We start from the raw sequence: 20,712 nt of genomic DNA on the forward strand, positions 1-20,712 counted from the left end.
TAATCTCGCGTTATAGCACATTTTGCAGCGTGGTCTAAAACCGCCGCGTCCGTTTCCGTAAAAACTACCTAACGGTAGCGTATCGCCGCAGTCTTTGCATTCTCGGTGATTTATAATCTCTCCATTGACTTCGATCTGAATAATTAGCGTCCATTTATTCGTTGTTTTTGAAGCTACATTACATGGTTTGCATCTTGTTTGTTTTCCGTCGAACGTCCGCGCGTGATTATGAAATCCCTCTAGATTTTTAACTTTTCTGCAATATGAACATTGTTTTCTATTTCTCATTTTCTTACCTCCGAATTTTTGTTTTAGTCGTCTACTATTCGCATATTCAACGATGGTCGATCTCCCTTTCTTCGTATGTTTCTATTAAAGCGATATCCCTTCGCCTTCTCTTCGTTCTCTATTCGCCTTCATATGATCTGGCATTCGCTCCATATCGCGTATATCGTGATCCCTTAATTCTGTGCATAACTTCGTATATCTCTCTTTAGCTAGCGAGAATCGAGAGAGAAGAGCGTCTTTCTTTAACGGTTGTAACGGAAGATATCGGTTTGAAAACCCTTTTCCTCGCGATACGACCTTAATTAGTCCGACGTCTTTCAGTATTTTTATGTAACCCTTTATCGCGTTGGGCTTCTTATTCATTTGTAATGCAAGTTGAGTCTGTGTAGGATAGGCGCAGCCGTCATCTTCGTTGAAATATTCGACTAAAATCATATAAAGCATTAATGTCGCTTCTCTGACGCCGTAGTCCGATAAGAATAGATAGTAACGAAGATCGCTAGGAATGCGAGTCCAACGAACGCCGTCGTCAAAATTGTTTTTATTGAATGTCGGCTGCGTTGCGAATTTATTTAGTATTTCTAATGCTGATTCGAGTTTCTTTTTCTTGTTGTCTACCATTCTTTAACCTCTCCTTTGTAGTGTGGTATCTTTCCGAATACTAGTAGGTATCGAACTAAATACTAGTAGGTATCTTTCCGAATCCCTGTTAGGTATCGAGCCGAATACGTAATATATATTTAAATAAATCTTTAAAATAGATCTTTAAAATATATTTCTGCTTCGAATTCAAAAAACGAATTCTTACAGATACGCATATATGGTATTAAGTAATTTAATAGCGAAGAGAATTTATATAATATATCCCCGCTGCCTCGTTGTGCGTTTTATGCTTACTCGTACATAAACGCTCGCACTATCTCGTTTTGGGTTAACGTCGATAATTTATTTTTCTGTATCGCTCGTTTTCCCTGACACTTATATAAACGCTAGCTTACGAGAATAAGGGCGATATCTATTAAAATTAGGTTAATGCGCTAAATCGTTAATCATACGCACGACATTCGCTTGTATGGCGTTTTAACGAACAGTAGATATAAATGCGTTAGACGGCGCATACAGAACGAATACGACACCTTGAGGTTCCACAATATGTGAGCGGATTTTTTCCGAAGTGTAAACGCTGGGTTTTGATTGGCGTTGGTGAAATCGATAGTCGCTGCGTATAAACCCCTCGGTTCAAAAATGGTGCGCGCTCTGTTTGACGGTCTGATGCGGGGGGTCTCGGTGGTGGCTTGGAGGTCAGCGGAAATTTTTCATTTTGGGCGGCGGCGCGGTGTGCTCGCTTGTCAATTCTCTTCGACTTGCTGCGGAATGTTGACGGCGAACACTTCAACTCTTTCACTCGCTTGTTAGAAGACTTTGTTAATAGCTTTGTTAACTGCGTTGTGAATTCGCTTGTTAATCGAAGAGAGAACGAAGAAAGAAGTTTAATTAAATCTTTTATTCCTTTATATAGAAGAAAGATAAACGAATCACTTCGAAGACAACGATCAAAGAAAACGGAAGACAAATGTTTTATAATTCTTCTCACAATTCTTTTACGCAGCTTTCAAATTGATTCGAATACAAATAAGCAGCAGTCGTTACGTGAAGCGATATGACCGCATGATGTCATGGTATGGTAACGTATAGGTATACAGTGTATTCTTGTAGACATATCGATCTATTGGTGTGTAGGCTCTCGTCGTGAGCGCAGAAATGGAAGTGACAACGATTATATAGAAAAAATGAGCGCCGACCTATATCAACTATGTGTGCGATCATATGGCGGGCTTGTTATATATCAGTAGGTATATCGGGGGATTAAGATACCCTATGCGCCTATTGTGAAATAGTATAGCGGGGTTGTGAAATAAACATACTTCGGTGTGGTCACTAGAAAATACGATATATGGTGTGCCCTATTCGATATACAATGCGCTCTGCGTATAATGTCATAACTCTTAGGTATTGACACAATAATTAGAGTGCAGTAATATGGGGGTATCAAATTATGTCATATCTTTATGTCAAAAGGTACGGCGCAGAAATGGGGAATTATAATGAAATATGGATATGCCCGTGTGAGTATGAAACATCAAGATTTTGAATCACAATTACAAACTTTAAACGGTGAGGGCTGCGAAGTTATTTATTCGGAAAAGTTCACGGGCACGACTACCGATCGACCCGAATTAACGAAGGTACTCGGTATACTATGCGAAGGGGATTCGCTTATCGTAACGAAACTGGATCGTTTAGCGCGTAATACTAAGGAAGGCATCGCAATAATCGAAGATCTATTCGATAGAGGTGTTAAAGTTCACATTTTAAACGTCGGTCTATTAGAAAATACGACTATGGGACGATTTTTTATACAAACAATGTTAGCCGTAGCAGAAATGGAGCGCAGCCTTATCGTAGAGAGAACACAAGAAGGTAAGGAAATCGCTAAACAGAACCCGAACTTTACGGAAGGTCGCCCAAAAGTACACGCTAATAAGAAACTTGACGAGGCTATGCGATTGAAAACGGAAATGAAATATAGTTTCCGTCAATTGTCGGAAGTTACGAATATATCAATGAGCACATTACAACGACACGCACGTAAATTAAAAAGCGAGGGCATCGATATTTGATCGGTGTCTTTTTTGCTGCGTGATCAGTGTACCCCCTGAGTTTCAAAGTCCTCTTCCAATACGGCGGCGTGCTGATGTATTACGATAACTACCGATCTATACGAAGTACTACGTATATGTATCGATATACACCGACAACTACACGCAATCTATGAGAAATCACTAGCGGTTACTACCGAAATGTAGCGAAGTATAGCGATCCCTATGAGTTTCGTATATACGTAAACGAATGTAACTATTTCCGTTACACGTAAACCATCGTAAACCTTGGAGCCGCAAGGGGTTCGCCGTTTCACCGATAGGATTACCCGAGTTTACATTGAAGTTAGCGATAGTGACTATCGTAGCCAGTGGCTTTACTTTTCGCTGATCTTTTGTTCTTCCTTCATATCTCGTATTATGCTCGCACTCTTCCCTCAACTATTAATAGTGTACATACATTAATCACTTTACAAATGCGATAACGCATGTTAACATATGATTAACAATAAAAACGTGCGTTATCGCACTAATCAGGAGGGTTCAAATGATTTTAAATAAAGTAATTGGAGTTGAAGAAGCTGCGGTTTTATGGAACTTGTCGCCTGGATACATAAAAAATATATGCGCAAAAGGTGATGTATTATCAAAAAAGATAGGGAAAACATGGGTAATCGATGCTACACAAGGACATCCCACATTACGTTTGTACATAAAGAATATACAAGGAAGCCCATTTCTAAAGGAAGTATATATAAGCGAGGATTCTAAAAACGTCAACATTCAATACGTTAATTCTTTTGAAGAATATGTTGCACTAAATGAAAAAACGGGTAATGACGCTAATGCATACGAAGAGTATTTCGGAACAGGCGACAAGATTAATAAAATACTAACTCAAGAAAGCGCTCGCCTACTACGCCAATTTTCGTTTTTAGATAACGTTTCAATCAGTATTCCTTATAAAGGATTAGTTCATGAAATTGAGTTGAATCGGGATAAATTGAACGCTTATTTAGGATATAAAATAGAGGATTTAAGCGTCCAGGATAGAACGTGGCATCAAGAATTTCTAGAAAGACACGCATATCCAAAAGAAGGTAGAGCTAGACTTGTAAATGAATTCGTAGCAGTAAGGTGATTTCTGAATCTAGCATATAACGATTAAAGCCGCTATATTAAGCGGCTCTTTGTGTTACGCAGTTATCTTTTCAGTAGAAAATCCGAAGTGACAACCAATTTTTATAATATAAACATCATAGTCATTCCCTCCTATATGTACGTAACAGAATCAATACTTCCCATTGTTAGATGTTGCGTTGTGATTACGATGCACGATTTCCGTGCGTAGGTGATATTATTGCAAGAAGAGATAGAATAGATTTAATAGATTTCCACTTTTAGGTATAATGGTTTAGTTGACTAATATACAAAGGTGGCTTTTTTATGAATAAATTAGGAGAAAAAGAGGTATATAGTGTAGTTTCTTATATTGGGGTAAATAACGGTTATTTGGGTGATTTTTCTTATGCAAGTCACGCAGATTTTTATCCACGTTATTGCGGTCTTGCAATAAATCCGAATGACTATCCAGGGACAACAAGAGAGCGATTTATTCAGATTTTAGGCAACTGTTCTCCTGAGGATCAAGCCAAAATTTTAAAAGGGGTTTTAGAAAGATGCCCGTTAAGTAATTTTGAAGACTCATTTGAGAATGGTTACTTAAAGAAATTTGATTTTGAAAAAAAGAAAGAACTACATGAAAAAATTATTAAATGGACTAATGAGTTACAAGGTAAAGGGTTAATTGAGCTAGGTAAGCTTGTAAATGATTTTGAGTATGTAAAAGAAGTACTTAACCACGCAGAAACATTAATTAACCAACATTCTTTTAGTAGTGCTATTGATAGAGTACATGCTGCATTACATGGATACCTAAAAAATATTTGTATGAATGAAGGACTAACTTGCACAACAGCCGATCCCAAAATACAAGATTTATGGAGTAAGATTAAGCAAGAACACCCGAAATTCAGTGTGAATGTGAAAGAGCATTATAAACCAATTAACCAGTGTGTAGATGCCATAGGAAAAGCGTTACATAACATTAATGATGTACGTAATAGATTAAGTTACTCACATCCAAATGCAGAAATAATAGAAGAAAATGAGGCGAAATTAGTAATTAATTTATCGAGGGTTCTTTTGCAATATATTGATAGTAAAATAGGTAATTAGAGACGTAGACCGTTCTATAAGCGGTCTTTTTTGTGTACTTTTCGTGTGATAGAATTAAATATTATTAATTGTACTTATGTCTAAAGGGGGAACATCACTTGGAAATGAAAGAGAAAATAGATAAACACTTTGATTTTATGCATGAATTTTTTAGTGACATGAAAAATCAGGAACCGTTATATATTTTTATTAAAGGTCATTTATATTTAGAATCAATAATGAACAAGATGCTTGTAGATTTTTTTCCAAATACCCCTAAAATGAATATATTTAATTTTTCTCAAAAACTTGAACTAATTAGAAGTATTGGTTTTATTGAATTAGAAACGTACCAAGCAATTTCAAAAGTAAACCGCTTAAGAAATAAATTAGCACATGATCTAAAAATGGAGTTAGATGAAGGAGTGATAGAGGATATTATTGACTTACTCCCACAAAATGTTAAAAAATATATATTCCAGAGGATTAAAGAAACCTCAGAAACTAAAGTGAAAAGTTTATTTTGGGGATTATTTAATTATTTATTATTTAATTTAGAATATCCACATTTGAGCTTTTATCTAAAGGATAAATCATTTAATTTCCTCAAAGATACATATAATATAGATAGGTGCAATAAACAAGATAACTTTTTGTGAAATATTACTGCCTTCGCTAACTATAAGTTATCGGAATACGAACTCGACTGCCTTAAGTGGTGGTCGAGTTTTTATATTTGTACTCCCTTTCAAAAGTAAACATATCCCTTTGTCTCACTTATCGTGTATTCTTTCTGCGTTTCCTACGACGTTCTGTTAGAATTGCTGCACCTATCGCAGTAGATATCAACAGGAATAATACGGCGATAATATCAACGGCAAGGCTATCAAACTTAGACGATACGCCGATGAACACCAGCGCTACAGTTAGTACCGCTAACATAGTTAGAGTTATTTTGTCTTCGCCCATAGATACTCAACTCCTATCTATCTTTTTCCTCCTGCAATAACTTCTCAAACTCCTCTTTAATCCACTTTTTCACACATAATCTACAAACTCCACCTGAAAACAGGCGTATTTTATCTGAATTCAAAGGTTGAATATACTCTTTCGCTACTTCTTCTTTACGACAATAGATTGTTTTAGTGCCCATATCGCTAATAATATGTAGCTTCCTTATCGTATTTACATTAGATAAGTTAAATCGTGAAGAACTACCTACCATGATATTTTGGTCACTTCGTAAACGATTTAAAAGCCCTTCAAACAACTCTGCTTTCCTCTCTGTGCTAATGCGCATACAATCTCCATCCCCTTTTTGAAAATAAATGAATGTATCCCCTACGCGATCACTCTCGAGTATCTTTGCCTCTTCTTCTCGATATGATGTCGGTTAAACACGCTAATCCTACCGATAACGCGAATACAACACCAAAAGCTGCTACGTATAAATTACCAAACGCCTTCGCTGCGCACATAAATACGAATGCGAATATGATTAGATACCTCTCTTTACGTTTGTTTCTCATAGTACTGCCCCCTTTCTAACGTCCCTTTTACGCAGCCTCACCTTAAAGCTCCTTAGCTTACCTCTAGCGACATCAAATGATCGCCCCGTCTTTTTCGACAATACTCTAGAAATTTCAGCCTCTGTAACCTTATCGTAATGCTCTGCCGTGTGTATCATTGCGTCTAGCACAACAATATCTGTTTCTCTCTCACATAACTTTGTATAAATCTCTTCTTTCACCATCACATTATAGATTGCTTTATTTTCCGTACTCTCAGCGCAATTCCCCAATGTTTCAAGTACTTGAGTATCGCCTATAAGCGCTAACCTATCTCGCTTTTCCCCTCTTCTTCCGCAATAATCTCGTAACGCTCTATAAATAAAGTACTTAACCCTCTTATCGAAATCTCTCCGATCTATATCAAACGTTCTTATCGCATATCTTATCCTACGATAACAATCCTCAATAAAATGTGTTTCATTGTTTATACGATGCCAGTTGTCATTGGCTAGTCGTTCGATCAGCGGTATGTAGTGCGCTTTTATCATCGTTCTATATTTATTATTATTGTATATTCCCATGTAATAATCTTCCACTTCTTTTTTAGCTAATAGCGCTATTCTATTTAGCGTTTCATTTATATTTTCGCCTCTATCGGCATACTGTCGTATATTTAGTCGTCTTTTCATGATGCGTAAGTCTTCCACCTCTTATAGCGCCCTGTGTTGTCCTCCGATACCCAACTAACTTCCGCTAGTGGCGTTTAATACCGAATTTATGCTATTGACAATCGGTGACGCACTTACTAGCAGAATGGAGCGATAACAGGAAATAGGCGCGAGTTCGTTCCCTACTCGCAGTAAATGCGAATAGAGAAGCGGATCAAACTAGCGTCATGTCACGCATAACGAGGTTTCTAGTACTTGCCGTTCCTGCCCGTGTACTTCCGTACTCAACGACTTTCTACATACAAGTTTGCCCCTGTATGCGATATCTTTCGTTGATTCCTGCGATCGTAATCGCAACAAACACCACCCTAGCCGATTATGTGCGCTACCCACTAGACCTATACACGTAAGGGAACGGAATTACGTTAATTGTATAGCGCTAGTGGTTGCGGCGGTCTAGCTACCCTTTTACGTTTTTATAGCGGTACGGCTTCCGCTTTTTGACTTACCGCATCAGTACCTAAAAAAGACATTACTAAAGACGCCTTGCAATCTTCGAATTTTTTCGATAGAATGCAAAGTAGATGGTCGGACTGATACGGCTTGTCCTGTATTCAGTTTAGATGTGTATAGTTTTGGGTCGTACGCTGCAACGTACGGCTCTTTTATTTGCTTTAAACCCCGTAGTCGCTCTTAGCGGCTACTTTTTCGTATTGTTCTTTTACCGCTTCGTCATTTAGACGAACATATCGCATAGTTGTCGTAATGTCCGCGTGTCCCATAATTCGCATTAACGCATTAACACTTCCACCATTTCGTAAAAAGTTTGTAGCAAAAGTATGACGTAAACTATGCGGTGATGGACGGCATTCTTTTGAAAGTCCCGCTAACTGTCCATAGCGATACATACGCTTACGCAATAAGTCATTATCTATCGAATTTCCATCTTGTGTTAGGAAGACGTTTGTAGTGTCTTGAAAATACTCTCTACTTTCATCTATTAGCATCCGTAGCTCTTCCGCGACCTTCTTTGTCATAGGAACGGCTCTAGTTTTACGATTCTTATTTTTAGCCCCTGACAACATGATCGTAAGATTATCAAAATCTAAATCGTTAGCCTCTAATTGATTAACCTCATTAACACGTAGCCCGCAGTGTAACATAAGCAACATAGCACAGTAATCTCTATATCCTGCGTATGTAGTCTTATCTACAACACGAAAAAGACGCTTGATTTGGTTATTATTCAACGTAAATATTGGCGCTTCATCAGTACGTAATTTCACGAAGTCTACCGCAGGATTACTTTTGGTATATCCCTGTTCATGCAGTCGTTTAAAAATCGATTTTAATGCCGATATACGAATATTTATAGTAGCAGGCGCTAAATCCCGACTAATCAATTTATTAATATACATTTGCACATGCTTCACTGTAATAATCTCGACTTTATCGATATTCAACTCTCGCATAAAATAACGAAATAGCTTTGTGTAATCATCGATAGTGCGCTTTCTAAACCCTTCCGCTTGAAATGCCTGCGTAACGATTCTTATCACCGTTTCTGTGTTCAATTCTTCGGTGGTATCAATAAAATCGACTATCTCTCTTCTTCTTTTTACAACTCGTCTATTTTTTAACATAATAAAAAAGAGCCCCCTATCTGAAATTTTTCAGACGGAAGCTCTCCGTAAATATATTATCGTTATCCTCATTTAACAGTCCGTAGTACATCTTAACTATGCGACACTAACTCGCTAATGCCTTCGCAGGACAATTGCGGTTTGTTCTCGCTCAAGTTAAGCGTTAAAAACACTACCAAACGGCTTTATATCGCGCCTTAAAACCCCTTTAGCTTCCTTTGTCATACCAGACGTGGTACCGGAAACCACCGCTCTATCCGACTGAGCTATGGGCGCATGATTATAAATTATACTCTATTTTCTTTTCATAATAATAGCAATAAAATCCATTTAAATCAATAAAAACTCTTTGATTGCACATTATATATACGCTATTTTCTACATAAAAACGCCCCCTAATTTCTACATTTAGGAGGCAATTCTTATCCATTTTATTTATCTAGTTTCTCTTTAATCTCTTTTGGAATTTCATTAGGCTGTACTTCTTGATATGTTTCAATATATTCCCCTTTCGTTTTAACCTTTACATATGCTCCCTCTCTAAGCCCGCGGGGTGCATAAAACTTAACGTCTCTTCCTTCACCTGAAGCGTAATAACCAGTAAGTTTATAGTCTCCAGCTACCTTACCTACTCTGGATAGTCGGCCCGATTCTTTCGCTTTTACATATACAAAGTCCTCTTTTACAAGCGGATTATACCTATCTGTTATCTCATTATGAGAAACACTTGCCACACCAATAACTAATATAAATATTCCAATTAAACCTAATAATAATTTTTTCATTTTTCTCTCCTTAAAATATCCTTCTAACTTGTTTTACCTTCTTTATTCTAGGAGAAATAGTTTTTTCCACTATCGCTTATCCTTACATATTCATTACAAAATTGTAATTTAAACATGATACACCCCTAAAATTTCCAATCATAAATTCACCCCAATTCACAAATTATAATCTTTGAATTGATATTCCAAAGGGGGCTTCATTCAATGACTGTAATTACAAAACTAAAGCAAACTGTTTCTGGATTAAAAAGTGCACAAGCTAGCTTAGAGGGATTCGCTCTTGATACGGATAACCAACAAGCAAAGCAACTTTTCCAAACAGCTGCGCAGCAAACACAAACAATTATCGATTCTTTAAACCCACGCGTTGAAGAAGTCCAACAAGAAGAACCACAATACTCACAGCAATAACGTATTCGTCATGCTGTGAAATAGAAAAAGGATGATATGCAGTCATCCTTTTTCTATCACATTACATATTGCAATAGAAACGGAATGATAATTATGCGAAAACTCGGCCTCATAACCGCATTATTTGCCCTTCTATTTAGCTCTTTTACCGGATGTGATAATAGTCCTTTAGATAAAAAAGTGAAAGAAGAAGCAAAACGAACGGAGAAAGAAAAAGGTCCTAAGTTAACAAAGATGAGTACGGAATCCTTTAATCAATCTATATCACAAGGAGCCAAGAAAAGGGCTCTCGCTATGAATGAAATTACAAAAAGCACAGCAGTGAATTCAAATTTAGATCTCTACATAGCAGTTACACCTGATCATCATGAAAGATTTGGATTAAAACCTCTGCGTAAGAAGCTCCAAAAGCAGCTAAGTGACGAGAATCCTACTTTCGATGTTCGTGTAAGTACAGATAAAAAAATCTTTATGTTACTCGAAAAACTTGAAAGAAAAATTAAGGAAAAAGAAGTATCTAAAGATGAGATTAATGAGCAATTAAAACTCATTGGGAAAAAAATGGAGTCTAACACTTAACGCTTTTTAATAGAAAAGGAAGGATTGCAATGTCTAGTAAAGATAAAAACTTAACCCCTGTACAACAAGAGTATAAAAAATTCGAGCAAGAACGAGAACCGAAGCGCCCTGTCTTGAAAAATTGTATTAAAGCATTTTTCGTCGGTGGTTTTATTTGCTTCATCGGACAACTCATTTCTACGTTTTATATCACATATTTTGATTTCACTGAGCGTTCAGCAGGAAATCCAACAGTCGCAACGCTCATTTTCATTTCCATGTTACTAACTGGTTTCGGTATATATGACCGCTTTGGGCAGTTTGCTGGAGCAGGCACAGCTGTACCTGTCACTGGATTTGGTAACTCTGTTATTGCCGCATGTATCGAACACCGAACAGAAGGGTTCGTACTCGGCGTTGGAGGAAATATGTTTAAATTAGCCGGCTCCGTTATTTTGTTTGGTGTGTTTTCAGCTTTCGTCATCGCACTTATTAAAACAATTCTCGTTCAATTTGGAGGGCTATAAATGTTACAAGGACACCGCACGTGGGTATTTGAAAATAAACCCGTTATTATTTCGACAGGAGTCGTTGGCGGGCCGTTTGAAGCAAAAGGAAACATTCCAGAAGACTTCGATATCCTTCATGAAGATTTATGGCTCGGCCAAGATTCCTATGAAAAAGCACATAAAATTTTGTTCGAAGAAGCTTGTAGCCGCGCCACTGAAAAAGCAGAACTTCGTAAAGACGATATTCAATTCGTACTCGCAGGAGATTTAATTAACCAAATTACTCCTACAAGCTTTGCCTGCCGCACACTCGGCACACCATATCTCGGATTATTTGGAGCTTGTTCTACTTCTATGGAAGGTTTAGCACTTGGGGCAAGTATTGTAAATGCAAAAGGCGCAAAATATTTATTAACCGGGGCATCAAGCCATAACACTGCGGTAGAAAAACAGTTCCGCTACCCAACTGAATACGGCGGTCAAAAACCTCCTACCGCACAATGGACAGTAACCGGGGCAGGCGCGGCTATTTTAAGCGATACTGGAGATGGCCCCAGAGTAACATCTGCAACAATCGGACGAGTGGTTGATATGGGATTAACGGATCCGTTTAATATGGGAGGCGCAATGGCTCCCGCTGCCGTCGATACAATTGAAGCCCACTTACGCGAACGCCAAATTGACGCCTCTTATTACGACTTAATTGTAACAGGTGATCTTGGACATGTCGGTCGCGAAATTGCTTATGACTTACTACATAAACACGGAACAAAAGTAACGAGCGAACAGTTTCAAGATTGCGGCATACTCATTTATAGAGAAGGACAACCTGTCATAGCTGGTGCTAGCGGACCGGGATGTTCCGCAACAGTCGTGTACGGTCATTTATTAAACCGAATGAAAAGAGGAGAGTTCAAAAAAATACTTGTTGTTGCGACAGGCGCTTTACTATCTCCACTTACATTCCAACAAGAAGAAACGATTCCGTGTATCGCTCACGCCGTTTCGATTGAATTTGGAGGTGCAACGCAATGATCTTTTTCTGGGCTTTCGTCATCGGCGGACTCATATGTGTAATTGGTCAACTTATGTTTGATGTCGGTAAACTAACACCCGCTCATACAATGGCAACACTCGTTGTTGCCGGAGCTATATTAGATGGATTCAATTTGTATGAACCATTAATTGATTTCGCTGGAGCCGGGGCAACTGTACCTATTACAAGCTTCGGTAATGCACTCGTTCACGGCGCAATGGAAGAAGCTGCAAAGCATGGCATCGTTGGCGTCATTACCGGCATGTTTAAAGTAACGAGCGCTGGTGTATCTGCTGCTATTATTTTCGGCTTCATTGGAGCATTGCTATTTAAACCGAAAGGATAAGAGGTGTTTGTATGACTGTTATCGCTAGCGTTAAAACCTGCCTTGCTAGTGTAAGGGGAGCTCAAGCAAGCTTAAGTTCCCTTTCGCTAAATTCTACAGACGACGAAACAAAACGCGTATTTCATGAATGTATGTTAGAAATGGACAGCGTCATCGCTGATTTACAGGATAGAGTTTCATTATTAGAACGTGAAGAACCTCAATATAAAGGGTTTTAAGTAGACTGGAGGAAACGACTATGTCTCACCTACCGGAATGGACACTTGTCATTTTTCGCTCTGTATTCATATTAATTATTTTATTCACTATTACAAAGTGTTTAGGGAAAAGACAAATCTCCCAACTTTCCTTTTTTGAATACATAGCGGGAATGACAATCGGTGATATCGCTGCTCAAATAGCTACAGGGCTTGATCAAAAGTTTTTCCATGGTGTCTTTGCCATACTTATTTTCGCTTCGGTACCTTTTTTCGTCGGCATTCTTTCCTTAAAAAATAAAACTGCTCGAGATTTTTTCGAAGGCAAGTCTACAGTTGTAATAAAGGATGGCAAGGTACTTGAAGATAATTTAAAGAAAGAAAAATATACAAGTGATGAGTTACTTGAACTTCTTAGAGGAAATGGTGCATTCAGTATAGCCGAAGTCGAATTTGCTGTCTTAGAACCGAGCGGTGAATTAAATGTATTATTAAAGAAAGATGCTCAGCCACTTACAGCAAAAGACATCGGTTTAAAAGTACCAAATGAAAAAGAACCGCAAACTGTTATTATGGATGGAAATGTACTAGATGGACCACTTTCAGCAAGCGGGCATAACCGCGCTTGGTTACATTCCGAACTAGAAAAGCTCGGTGTTGTTATCGAAAATGTCTTTCTCGGTCAAGTGGATTCATACGGACAACTTACTATCGACATTTATAATGACAAACTGCAAATGCCTTCTCCTCAAAATAAGCCTTTATTATTAGCATCTTTAAAAAAATGTCATGCTGACCTTGAACTATTTTCCCTAGAAACAAAGTCGAAAGCAGCAAGCGAAATGTATAGTAAAAATGCGAAACAAATCGAAAAGATTTTAAATAAAGTCACCTATCTTTTAAAAGAATAAATATCGAAAGAACGCTTCAGGAAAAAGGCGTTCTTTTCTTTTTTTCTACAGTTTTTATAACGTTTAAATTTATGTAATTCGGTTATGATGTTGAAGATACATAAGCAGGGAATTTCAAAAACATAGCGAATATTTCATGGTACAACTACATATTTTTTTGATTTAAAGTGGTTTCGTTTGACCTTTATTGACCATAATTGTATTATAAGACTAAGAAAGCTTTAGAAGGAGGAAATAACAGATGAATTTAATTCCTACAGTAATTGAACAAACAAATCGTGGAGAACGCGCTTACGATATTTACTCTCGACTATTAAAAGACCGCATCATTATGCTTGGTAGTGCAATTGATGACAACGTAGCTAACTCAATTGTTTCCCAGCTTTTATTCTTGGAATCTCAAGATCCAGAAAAAGATATTCACATCTACATCAATAGCCCTGGTGGTTCTATCACAGCAGGTATGGCAATTTACGATACAATGCAGTTTATTAAACCACAAGTATCAACAATCTGTATCGGTATGGCTGCATCTATGGGTGCATTCTTACTTGCAGCAGGTGAAAAAGGAAAGCGTTATGCACTTCCAAACAGTGAAGTAATGATTCACCAACCACTTGGCGGAGCACAAGGTCAAGCGACTGAAATCGAAATCGCTGCTAAACGTATCCTATTCTTGCGTGAAAAACTAAACCAAATTCTTGCTGACCGCACAGGTCAACCACTTGAAGTACTACAACGCGACACAGACCGCGACAACTTCATGACAGCTGAAAAAGCTTTAGAATACGGTTTAATCGATAAGATCTTTACAAATCGTTAATAATTAAAAGTGGAAGCGGCTCGTTCAGAATGGGAGGAGGATGGAGCTTCTGACAAAGAGGTGCTTTTTACCTCGTCGGAAGAAGCGAAGCCACCGACTATTCTAGCCGCTAGAGTTGGATATAACTAAAAGCGGAAGCGCCCTCTTACAGGGCGCTTTTGTTATGTTTAGACCTCTGCACGCGCATACCCCACCCAGTATCCACCTAAATATATCGGCGATCATTTCAATATATCGACGATTCGACACAACTTATCGACTTACCAACAATTCTCGACAAGCACGCACCCCCTACATACCCTCACCTCCCTCCGACAAACAACAAAACAAAAAAGCTATCGCACACGCGCGATAGCTTCTTATTGTACATATGCAGCTAATGCTTCTAAAGCCTCTTCTGCATCTGAACCTTCTGTTGTAATTGTTATCATGCTACCAGTTCCAATTGCTAAGCTCATAATCCCCATTATGCTCTTTGCATTTACTGTCTTTCCATCTTTCTCGATGAAGATATCCGCATGAAAGCGATTTGCCTCTTGCACAAACAACGCAGCCGGACGTGCTTGTAAACCGTTTTTTAATGAAACCTGAACTCGTTTTTGAACCACAGCTCCATTTCCCCTTTAACCTCTTATTTTTTTGCTACCGTTTCCCCCGCGCGTAATTTCTCTGCAATCTCATCGATTTTACGCAAACGATGATTAATACCCGATTTACTAATTTTGCCCCCGGATACCATCTCGCCTAACTCTTTCAATGTTACATCTTGATAATCTCTTCGTAATTGTGCAATTTCTCGCAGTTTATCTGGTAATATATCAAGACCAACCGTCTCATCAATATAACGGATATTTTCAATCTGCCTTAGCGCTGCACCAATTGTTTTATTTAAATTGGCGGTTTCGCAGTTCACTAAACGATTTACTGAATTACGCATATCGCGAACGATTCGAATGTCTTCAAATCTTAAAAGTGCATTATGAGCGCCTATAATATTTAAAAACTCCGTAATCTTTTCTGCTTCTTTCAAATACGTAATGTACCCTTTTCTTCTTTCCAACGTCTTACTATTTAAATCAAATCCGTTCATCAGTTCACATATAGCATCATTATGTTCCTTATATAACGAAAAGACCTCTAAATGATAAGATGATGTTTCTGGGTTATTTACTGAACCACCTGCTAAAAATGCACCGCGTAAATACGATCGTTTACAACATTTCTTCTCAATCAATTCTTGTGATATATTTCGAATAAATGAAAAGTCGTCTCGAACAATATGAAGATCAGCTAATATTTCGCGAGACTTCTCAACAAGCCGTACAATATATACATTATTTTTCTTCAATCGCATTTTTTTACGAACAAGTAATTCTACCGTCACGTCATATCCTTTTTTCAAAAGCGTATAAATCCTTCTTGCAATTGCCGCATTCTCCGTTTGAATATCAATAGATAGACGACGATTTGAAAAAGAAAGTGATCCGTTCATTCGAAGTAACGCTGATAATTCTGCTTTCTCACAGCATTCCTTCATCTCAAGATTCGTCAACTCTTTCTTTGTTTCTGATGCAAATGACACAGTCAACACCTCCTTATACGATTACTTTGGAACAAAAATCTTGTCCTATATGAAATGATGAGCGTTACCTCAAACGAGGCAACGCACATCTACAACAGTGAATATAAAATAGAAGCTAGTTTTAATGTATCGTGTCTTACAACACGATCTTCATACTTCGCTAATTGATCTTGAATGACATCAATATTACTCTCTGTAAAACGCTCTTCATCTACTACAACTGGTGCCGACATTTCTTCCTCATATAACTGACGTAATTCACAAGGAATATCACGGTTATTTACAATTGCAGTATCAATAAATGGTTTACCTAAATGATCATGTAACGCCTGCACATGGTCAAACGCAGTATATCCCATCGTTTCACCAGCTTGCGTCATAACATTACACACATATACCTTCTTCGCTTTTGCAGCAAGAACAGCTTCCCCGATTTTGTTAACAACTAAATTCGGTAATATACTCGTATACAAACTTCCTGGACCAAAAACAAGTAAATCAGCTCGTTTAATCTCAGCCAACGTTTCATGTAACGGCTCTACATCTTCTGGAGTTAAAAAGACGCGGTTAATCTTCTTCCCGGAATAAGGAATCTTTGATTCACCTGTTACAATTTTTCCATCTTCTAGTTCCGCATGAAGTACCGCACTTTGGTTCGCTGCCGGTAACACACGTCCTCTGACATTTAACACTTTACTCGTTTCGGTAATTGCATGGAAGAAGTCTCCTGTAATCGAGGTCATACCCGCCAATAATAAATTTCCTAACGCATGACCTTTCAGCCCGTCTCCCGTTGTGAAACGATGCTGAAATAAAGCTTCCACCAGCGGCTCTACATCTGATAACGCAACAAGTACGTTACGAATGTCACCTGGGGGTGGAATTTCGAGCTCATCACGTAATCTACCTGAACTGCCACCATCATCAGCGATTGTAACAACTGCTGTAATATCAACCGGATATTGTTTTAATCCTCTTAATAAAACAGAGAGTCCCGTACCGCCTCCCATAATAACAATTTTAGGTTTTCTCTCTTTTTTCATCCCTTAATGGCCCTTTCTCTTCTCCACATCACGATGAGATACATGAACGCTATACTCTGGTTTCAAATGTTTCCCAAGGTATTCTGTAAGCGTAACAGAACGATGCTGTCCACCTGTACATCCAATTGCAATTACAAGTTGACTCTTTCCTTCTCTTTTATAATGAGGCAGCATGAATGTGATAAGATCCGTCAATTTCTCTAAAAACTTATGCGTCTCATTAAATTTCAGCACATACGATGAAACTTCTTCATCTAGTCCTGTTAATGGCTTCATATGTGGAATGTAATATGGATTTGGTAAAAAACGAACATCAAATACTAAATCTGCATCAATTGGAATACCGTACTTAAATCCAAATGACATAACATTTACACGAAATGCTTGCTCAGTTTCAGTTGAAAACAGATGAACAATTTTTTCACGTAATTCTTTCGGTTTTAAATCTGATGTATCAAGCACAATATTCGCTCGTGCCTTCATATCAGTTAATAAGCCACGCTCCACCTCGATACCCTTTAACGGTAAACCAGTTGGTGCAAGTGGATGCGAACGTCTCGTTTCTTTATAACGAGTTACAAGCGTGCTATCTTTCGCATCTAAGAATAAAATATGAGGAATAATCCATGTACGTTCTGATAAATCATCAAGTGCTCCCCATAAATGTTCGAAAAACTCTCGGCCACGTAAATCAACACCAAGTGCTACTTTATTCATTTTCCCTTTTGAATCCGCCATAAGCTCAATAAACTTTGGCAATAACATCGGTGGTAAATTATCAACACAGAAATATCCTAAATCTTCAAAACTTTGTAAAGCTACTGTCTTTCCAGCTCCAGACATTCCTGTAATAATTACCATTTTTATATCATTATTCTCTGTCATCGTATCCTCTCCTTGACGGTTTAACTCGGATCTAATCGATATGAAAGCAACTCAAAATCTGGGGTATATACAAATGTACCGTAGATTATGCCATTTCCTTTAATTAAATAATCAATAATGTGATAATCTCCTGGCGCCATTGCTAAATCATCAATTTTATCAAATGTATGCCAACCAATGATGCCTTCTTCGCTCTCTAGTTTGTTTTCTCCTGCAAAATCTGTCGCTAAAAAGGAGAACATCATCCATTCAGAAACAACTTTATCACCTTCTTGGATGACAAAGGTGAAGACCCCCTTTAACGCTGGGTTCTTTAAATAAATACCTGTTTCTTCACGATACTCGCGAACAACGGAATCTCTTACAGTCTCACCACGCTCCATTTTCCCACCTGGTGCAACCCACCAATTTCGGCGAGGTTTTTGGAGTAAGAGTACTTCATTATCTCTAATTAACACACAGTTTGTCACTCTTTGCATGTTTCTTCACCTCAGCTACTTGCAGTAAATTTCTCACTGCATACTCATTTCATTATACTATCAAAAACAGTTTGCTACAACGAAGGAGCCAGTCCCCTTTCGCTAAGCACGTGCTACTCAACAATTTTAAGAAAGCTTTCTATAACAAGCAATGTAAATGCCTACACTTTCAATGAATAGCATGAAAAATCCCCTTAACGATTTTTATCGCCAAGGGGATTAAAGTACTTATTTCTTACCGAAATAAGTAACAATCGCAAATCCTAAAATAAAGGTAATAATTGAACTTATAATTGAAAATCCTCCAGTTGGAATACCAGGGAACACAATTACAATTGAGCCGATAACAAGTCCAATAATTGCCGCAAATGTCATGCTTTTATAACGATCTAATAAGAAACTAATTCCTTTACTACTTACAACAAACCCTACCATAACACCGGCACCGATAACTACGATTAAAGGTAAGTTCAGTGTAGTTAAAGCATTAATTGCTGTCGGATACACACCAATAATTAATAAAATAAATGATCCGCTAATTCCAGGAAGTAACATAGCCATACTAGCCATCCATCCTGCGAAAAATAAACCAATTGCATTTAAAATCGTTAACGTCGTAATTGGATCTGCTGCTTTATCTGGTTTAAAGAAAGCTGTAATCGCAACAAGAATTGCTGCAACTATTAATAAAACAATGTGCTTACCTTTAAACGAAGACTTTGCATCAGCTTCTCTCATTAACATCGGTAATATGCTAATAATTAAACCGAGGAAGAAAAATTGAGTCGGTTCATAATGATTTGCAAGTAAATATTTAATAACGTGACTTAACGTTAAAAACGCTGCTGCCACACCAGCTGCAAGTGGAATTAAAAATCCTAAATGTTTTTTCCATTCACGACTAAAGAACCCACTAATTGCCGCAAGCAATTGTTCATAAATCCCTAACACAACAGCGATTGTACCGCCGCTCACACCAGGAATTAAATCACTAACGCCCATACAAAATCCACGATATATATTACGCCATTCCATACTGAATAAATTCCTCATTTCTTATAGTGATTTTTCCGTAAATTCCAGTATATCAATAAGAAAGCTTATAATCCTAATATTTTTTGACAAAACTTTGACATTTTCACAAGAAAAGAAGAAAGCTCCTATCGGTAGCTTTCTTCTCAAAAGGCATGTTATCCCTTATTTTTCTGATACTGTTTTTAGTTCTTCTAATAATTCTTCTACGTAATGTTGTGCACTTTGTGCTGCGATACTACCATCACCTGTTGCAGTTACAATTTGACGTAGCATTTTTTCACGAACATCTCCAGCTGCGAAAATACCAGGAACTTTCGTTTCCATACGCTCATTTGTTTCAAGGTAACCATTTTCATTTGTAATACCTAGTTCAACAAATGGTTTTGATAGTGGTAACATACCAATGTATATGAACACGCCATCAGTTTTGACTTCTTTCTCTTCTCCACTGTTTACGTCTACAAGTGTTACGCTTCCCACTTTACCATTTGCATCGTTAATTTCTTTAATAGTATGATTCCAAATGAAATCAACTTTTTCGTTTTGGAAAGCACGGTCTTGTAAAATTTTCTGTGCGCGAAGCGTGTCACGACGGTGAACGATTGTTACCTTTGATGCGAAGCGTGTTAAGAACACACCCTCTTCAACAGCAGAATCTCCGCCACCAATAACTACAAGTTCTTTTCCTTTAAAGAATGCCCCATCACATACTGCACAATATGATACACCGCGGCCGCCAAGTTCTGCTTCGCCTGGCACACCAATTTTTTTATATTCTGCACCGCTTGCAACGATAATTGCACGTGCTTTATATTCTTTTTTACCAGCAATGATTGTTTTATATTCTTTACCATCGATGACTGCTTTCACATCACCGTATGCATATTCAGCACCAAATTTCTTCGCATGCTCGAACATTTTATTTGATAAGTCTGGTCCTAAAATAGACTCATAACCTGGATAGTTTTCTACATCTTCCGTGTTTGCCATTTGGCCACCTGGGATACCGCGCTCAAGCATTAATGTGCTTAAATTTGCACGAGATGTATATACTGCAGCTGTCATACCAGCCGGTCCTGCACCAATAATAATGACATCATAAATTTTTTCTTCTGACACACCATT

General features: G+C 37.8%; 26 protein-coding genes. 12 read left to right on the forward strand and 14 right to left on the reverse strand.

The window, feature by feature from the left end:
• Window positions 1–372: 372 nt before the first annotated feature.
• The gene (locus ACTFOB_RS12990; protein ID WP_440026309.1) at window positions 373–909 is read right to left on the reverse strand and encodes a helix-turn-helix domain-containing protein; all 537 of its coding nucleotides are present in this window, start codon (window positions 907–909) and stop codon (window positions 373–375) included.
• 1,484 nt (window positions 910–2,393) lie between these two features.
• Here ACTFOB_RS12990 and ACTFOB_RS12995 point away from each other — a divergent pair.
• The 4 genes from ACTFOB_RS12995 (at window position 2,394) to ACTFOB_RS13010 (ending at window position 5,824) form a co-directional block, all read left to right on the forward strand.
• Complete coding sequence (locus tag ACTFOB_RS12995; RefSeq protein ID WP_440026402.1) at window positions 2,394–2,969, forward strand: recombinase family protein; 576 nt, start codon at window positions 2,394–2,396, stop codon at window positions 2,967–2,969.
• Between the two features lie 526 nt (window positions 2,970–3,495).
• Window positions 3,496–4,089, forward strand: coding sequence for a hypothetical protein (locus ACTFOB_RS13000; RefSeq protein ID WP_440026311.1), 594 nt, complete (start codon window positions 3,496–3,498; stop codon window positions 4,087–4,089).
• A gap of 305 nt (window positions 4,090–4,394) precedes the next feature.
• Window positions 4,395–5,186 carry an abortive infection family protein gene (locus tag ACTFOB_RS13005; RefSeq protein ID WP_098770542.1) on the forward strand — a complete coding sequence of 264 codons (792 nt, stop codon included), beginning with the start codon at window positions 4,395–4,397 and terminating at the stop codon, window positions 5,184–5,186.
• Window positions 5,187–5,284: 98 nt separating this feature from the next.
• Window positions 5,285–5,824, forward strand: a complete 540-nt coding sequence (locus tag ACTFOB_RS13010; protein ID WP_270729480.1) for a hypothetical protein — start codon at window positions 5,285–5,287, stop codon at window positions 5,822–5,824.
• A gap of 118 nt (window positions 5,825–5,942) precedes the next feature.
• Here the strand turns inward: ACTFOB_RS13010 and ACTFOB_RS13015 are convergent, their stop codons facing one another.
• The 6 genes from ACTFOB_RS13015 to ACTFOB_RS13040 all read right to left on the reverse strand — a co-directional run bounded on the left by ACTFOB_RS13015 (window position 5,943) and on the right by ACTFOB_RS13040 (window position 9,772).
• Entirely contained in the window at window positions 5,943–6,134 is a 192-nt protein-coding gene (locus tag ACTFOB_RS13015; RefSeq protein WP_440026313.1) for a hypothetical protein, read from the reverse strand.
• Window positions 6,135–6,147: 13 nt separating this feature from the next.
• Window positions 6,148–6,465: a hypothetical protein gene (locus ACTFOB_RS13020; RefSeq protein ID WP_440026315.1), complete on the reverse strand. Its 318-nt coding sequence runs from the start codon at window positions 6,463–6,465 to the stop codon at window positions 6,148–6,150.
• Between the two features lie 49 nt (window positions 6,466–6,514).
• A complete protein-coding gene (locus ACTFOB_RS13025; RefSeq protein WP_440026316.1) occupies window positions 6,515–6,694 on the reverse strand; it encodes a hypothetical protein in 180 nt (59 codons plus the stop codon).
• A complete protein-coding gene (locus tag ACTFOB_RS13030; protein WP_440026317.1) occupies window positions 6,691–7,365 on the reverse strand; it encodes a hypothetical protein in 675 nt (224 codons plus the stop codon). Before ACTFOB_RS13030 ends, ACTFOB_RS13025 begins: the two co-directional genes overlap by 4 nt.
• A 653-nt stretch (window positions 7,366–8,018) precedes the next feature.
• Entirely contained in the window at window positions 8,019–8,987 is a 969-nt protein-coding gene (locus ACTFOB_RS13035; protein WP_440026319.1) for a tyrosine-type recombinase/integrase, read from the reverse strand.
• 431 nt (window positions 8,988–9,418) lie between these two features.
• Window positions 9,419–9,772, reverse strand: coding sequence for a YxeA family protein (locus tag ACTFOB_RS13040; protein ID WP_120341987.1), 354 nt, complete (start codon window positions 9,770–9,772; stop codon window positions 9,419–9,421).
• Window positions 9,773–9,976: 204 nt separating this feature from the next.
• Here ACTFOB_RS13040 and ACTFOB_RS13045 point away from each other — a divergent pair, with 204 nt between their 5' ends.
• The 8 genes from ACTFOB_RS13045 (at window position 9,977) to clpP (ending at window position 14,563) form a co-directional block, all read left to right on the forward strand.
• The gene (locus ACTFOB_RS13045) at window positions 9,977–10,183 is read left to right on the forward strand and encodes a DUF1657 domain-containing protein (RefSeq protein WP_000216166.1); all 207 of its coding nucleotides are present in this window, start codon (window positions 9,977–9,979) and stop codon (window positions 10,181–10,183) included.
• Window positions 10,184–10,276: 93 nt separating this feature from the next.
• Window positions 10,277–10,762: a YhcN/YlaJ family sporulation lipoprotein gene (locus tag ACTFOB_RS13050; protein WP_440026320.1), complete on the forward strand. Its 486-nt coding sequence runs from the start codon at window positions 10,277–10,279 to the stop codon at window positions 10,760–10,762.
• 29 nt (window positions 10,763–10,791) lie between these two features.
• Window positions 10,792–11,268 (forward strand): stage V sporulation protein AC, encoded by a 477-nt coding sequence (gene spoVAC, locus ACTFOB_RS13055; RefSeq protein WP_151632164.1) that lies wholly within the window; start codon window positions 10,792–10,794, stop codon window positions 11,266–11,268.
• Window positions 11,269–12,285, forward strand: coding sequence for a stage V sporulation protein AD (gene spoVAD, locus ACTFOB_RS13060; RefSeq protein WP_440026322.1), 1,017 nt, complete (start codon window positions 11,269–11,271; stop codon window positions 12,283–12,285).
• The gene (spoVAE, locus tag ACTFOB_RS13065; protein WP_000575919.1) at window positions 12,282–12,632 is read left to right on the forward strand and encodes a stage V sporulation protein AE; all 351 of its coding nucleotides are present in this window, start codon (window positions 12,282–12,284) and stop codon (window positions 12,630–12,632) included. Before spoVAD ends, spoVAE begins: the two co-directional genes overlap by 4 nt.
• Window positions 12,633–12,643: 11 nt before the next feature.
• Window positions 12,644–12,850, forward strand: coding sequence for a DUF1657 domain-containing protein (locus ACTFOB_RS13070; RefSeq protein ID WP_440026325.1), 207 nt, complete (start codon window positions 12,644–12,646; stop codon window positions 12,848–12,850).
• A 20-nt stretch (window positions 12,851–12,870) separates the two neighbouring features.
• Window positions 12,871–13,740: a DUF421 domain-containing protein gene (locus ACTFOB_RS13075; protein ID WP_440026327.1), complete on the forward strand. Its 870-nt coding sequence runs from the start codon at window positions 12,871–12,873 to the stop codon at window positions 13,738–13,740.
• 241 nt (window positions 13,741–13,981) lie between these two features.
• A complete protein-coding gene (clpP, locus tag ACTFOB_RS13080) occupies window positions 13,982–14,563 on the forward strand; it encodes an ATP-dependent Clp endopeptidase proteolytic subunit ClpP (RefSeq protein ID WP_001049162.1) in 582 nt (193 codons plus the stop codon).
• Window positions 14,564–14,922: 359 nt separating this feature from the next.
• Here clpP and ACTFOB_RS13085 read toward each other — a convergent pair whose 3' ends face one another.
• The 7 genes from ACTFOB_RS13085 to trxB all read right to left on the reverse strand — a co-directional run bounded on the left by ACTFOB_RS13085 (window position 14,923) and on the right by trxB (window position 20,706).
• The gene (locus tag ACTFOB_RS13085) at window positions 14,923–15,171 is read right to left on the reverse strand and encodes an HPr family phosphocarrier protein (protein WP_000250307.1); all 249 of its coding nucleotides are present in this window, start codon (window positions 15,169–15,171) and stop codon (window positions 14,923–14,925) included.
• A gap of 23 nt (window positions 15,172–15,194) precedes the next feature.
• Window positions 15,195–16,145, reverse strand: a complete 951-nt coding sequence (whiA, locus tag ACTFOB_RS13090; RefSeq protein WP_000006564.1) for a DNA-binding protein WhiA — start codon at window positions 16,143–16,145, stop codon at window positions 15,195–15,197.
• An 89-nt stretch (window positions 16,146–16,234) separates the two neighbouring features.
• Window positions 16,235–17,188 carry a gluconeogenesis factor YvcK family protein gene (locus tag ACTFOB_RS13095; protein ID WP_440026329.1) on the reverse strand — a complete coding sequence of 318 codons (954 nt, stop codon included), beginning with the start codon at window positions 17,186–17,188 and terminating at the stop codon, window positions 16,235–16,237.
• Window positions 17,189–17,191: 3 nt separating this feature from the next.
• Window positions 17,192–18,073 (reverse strand): RNase adapter RapZ, encoded by an 882-nt coding sequence (gene rapZ, locus ACTFOB_RS13100; protein WP_151632156.1) that lies wholly within the window; start codon window positions 18,071–18,073, stop codon window positions 17,192–17,194.
• Between the two features lie 20 nt (window positions 18,074–18,093).
• Window positions 18,094–18,552, reverse strand: a complete 459-nt coding sequence (locus ACTFOB_RS13105; protein ID WP_001190080.1) for an NUDIX hydrolase — start codon at window positions 18,550–18,552, stop codon at window positions 18,094–18,096.
• A gap of 228 nt (window positions 18,553–18,780) precedes the next feature.
• Window positions 18,781–19,587 (reverse strand): DUF368 domain-containing protein, encoded by an 807-nt coding sequence (locus ACTFOB_RS13110; protein ID WP_000455196.1) that lies wholly within the window; start codon window positions 19,585–19,587, stop codon window positions 18,781–18,783.
• A 162-nt stretch (window positions 19,588–19,749) separates the two neighbouring features.
• Entirely contained in the window at window positions 19,750–20,706 is a 957-nt protein-coding gene (gene trxB / locus ACTFOB_RS13115; protein ID WP_001288064.1) for a thioredoxin-disulfide reductase, read from the reverse strand.
• Window positions 20,707–20,712: the final 6 nt, after the last annotated feature.

This window comes from Bacillus cereus group sp. MYBK79-1, from assembly GCF_051915365.1.
In the GTDB taxonomy this organism is placed as follows: Bacteria; Bacillota; Bacilli; order Bacillales; family Bacillaceae_G; genus Bacillus_A.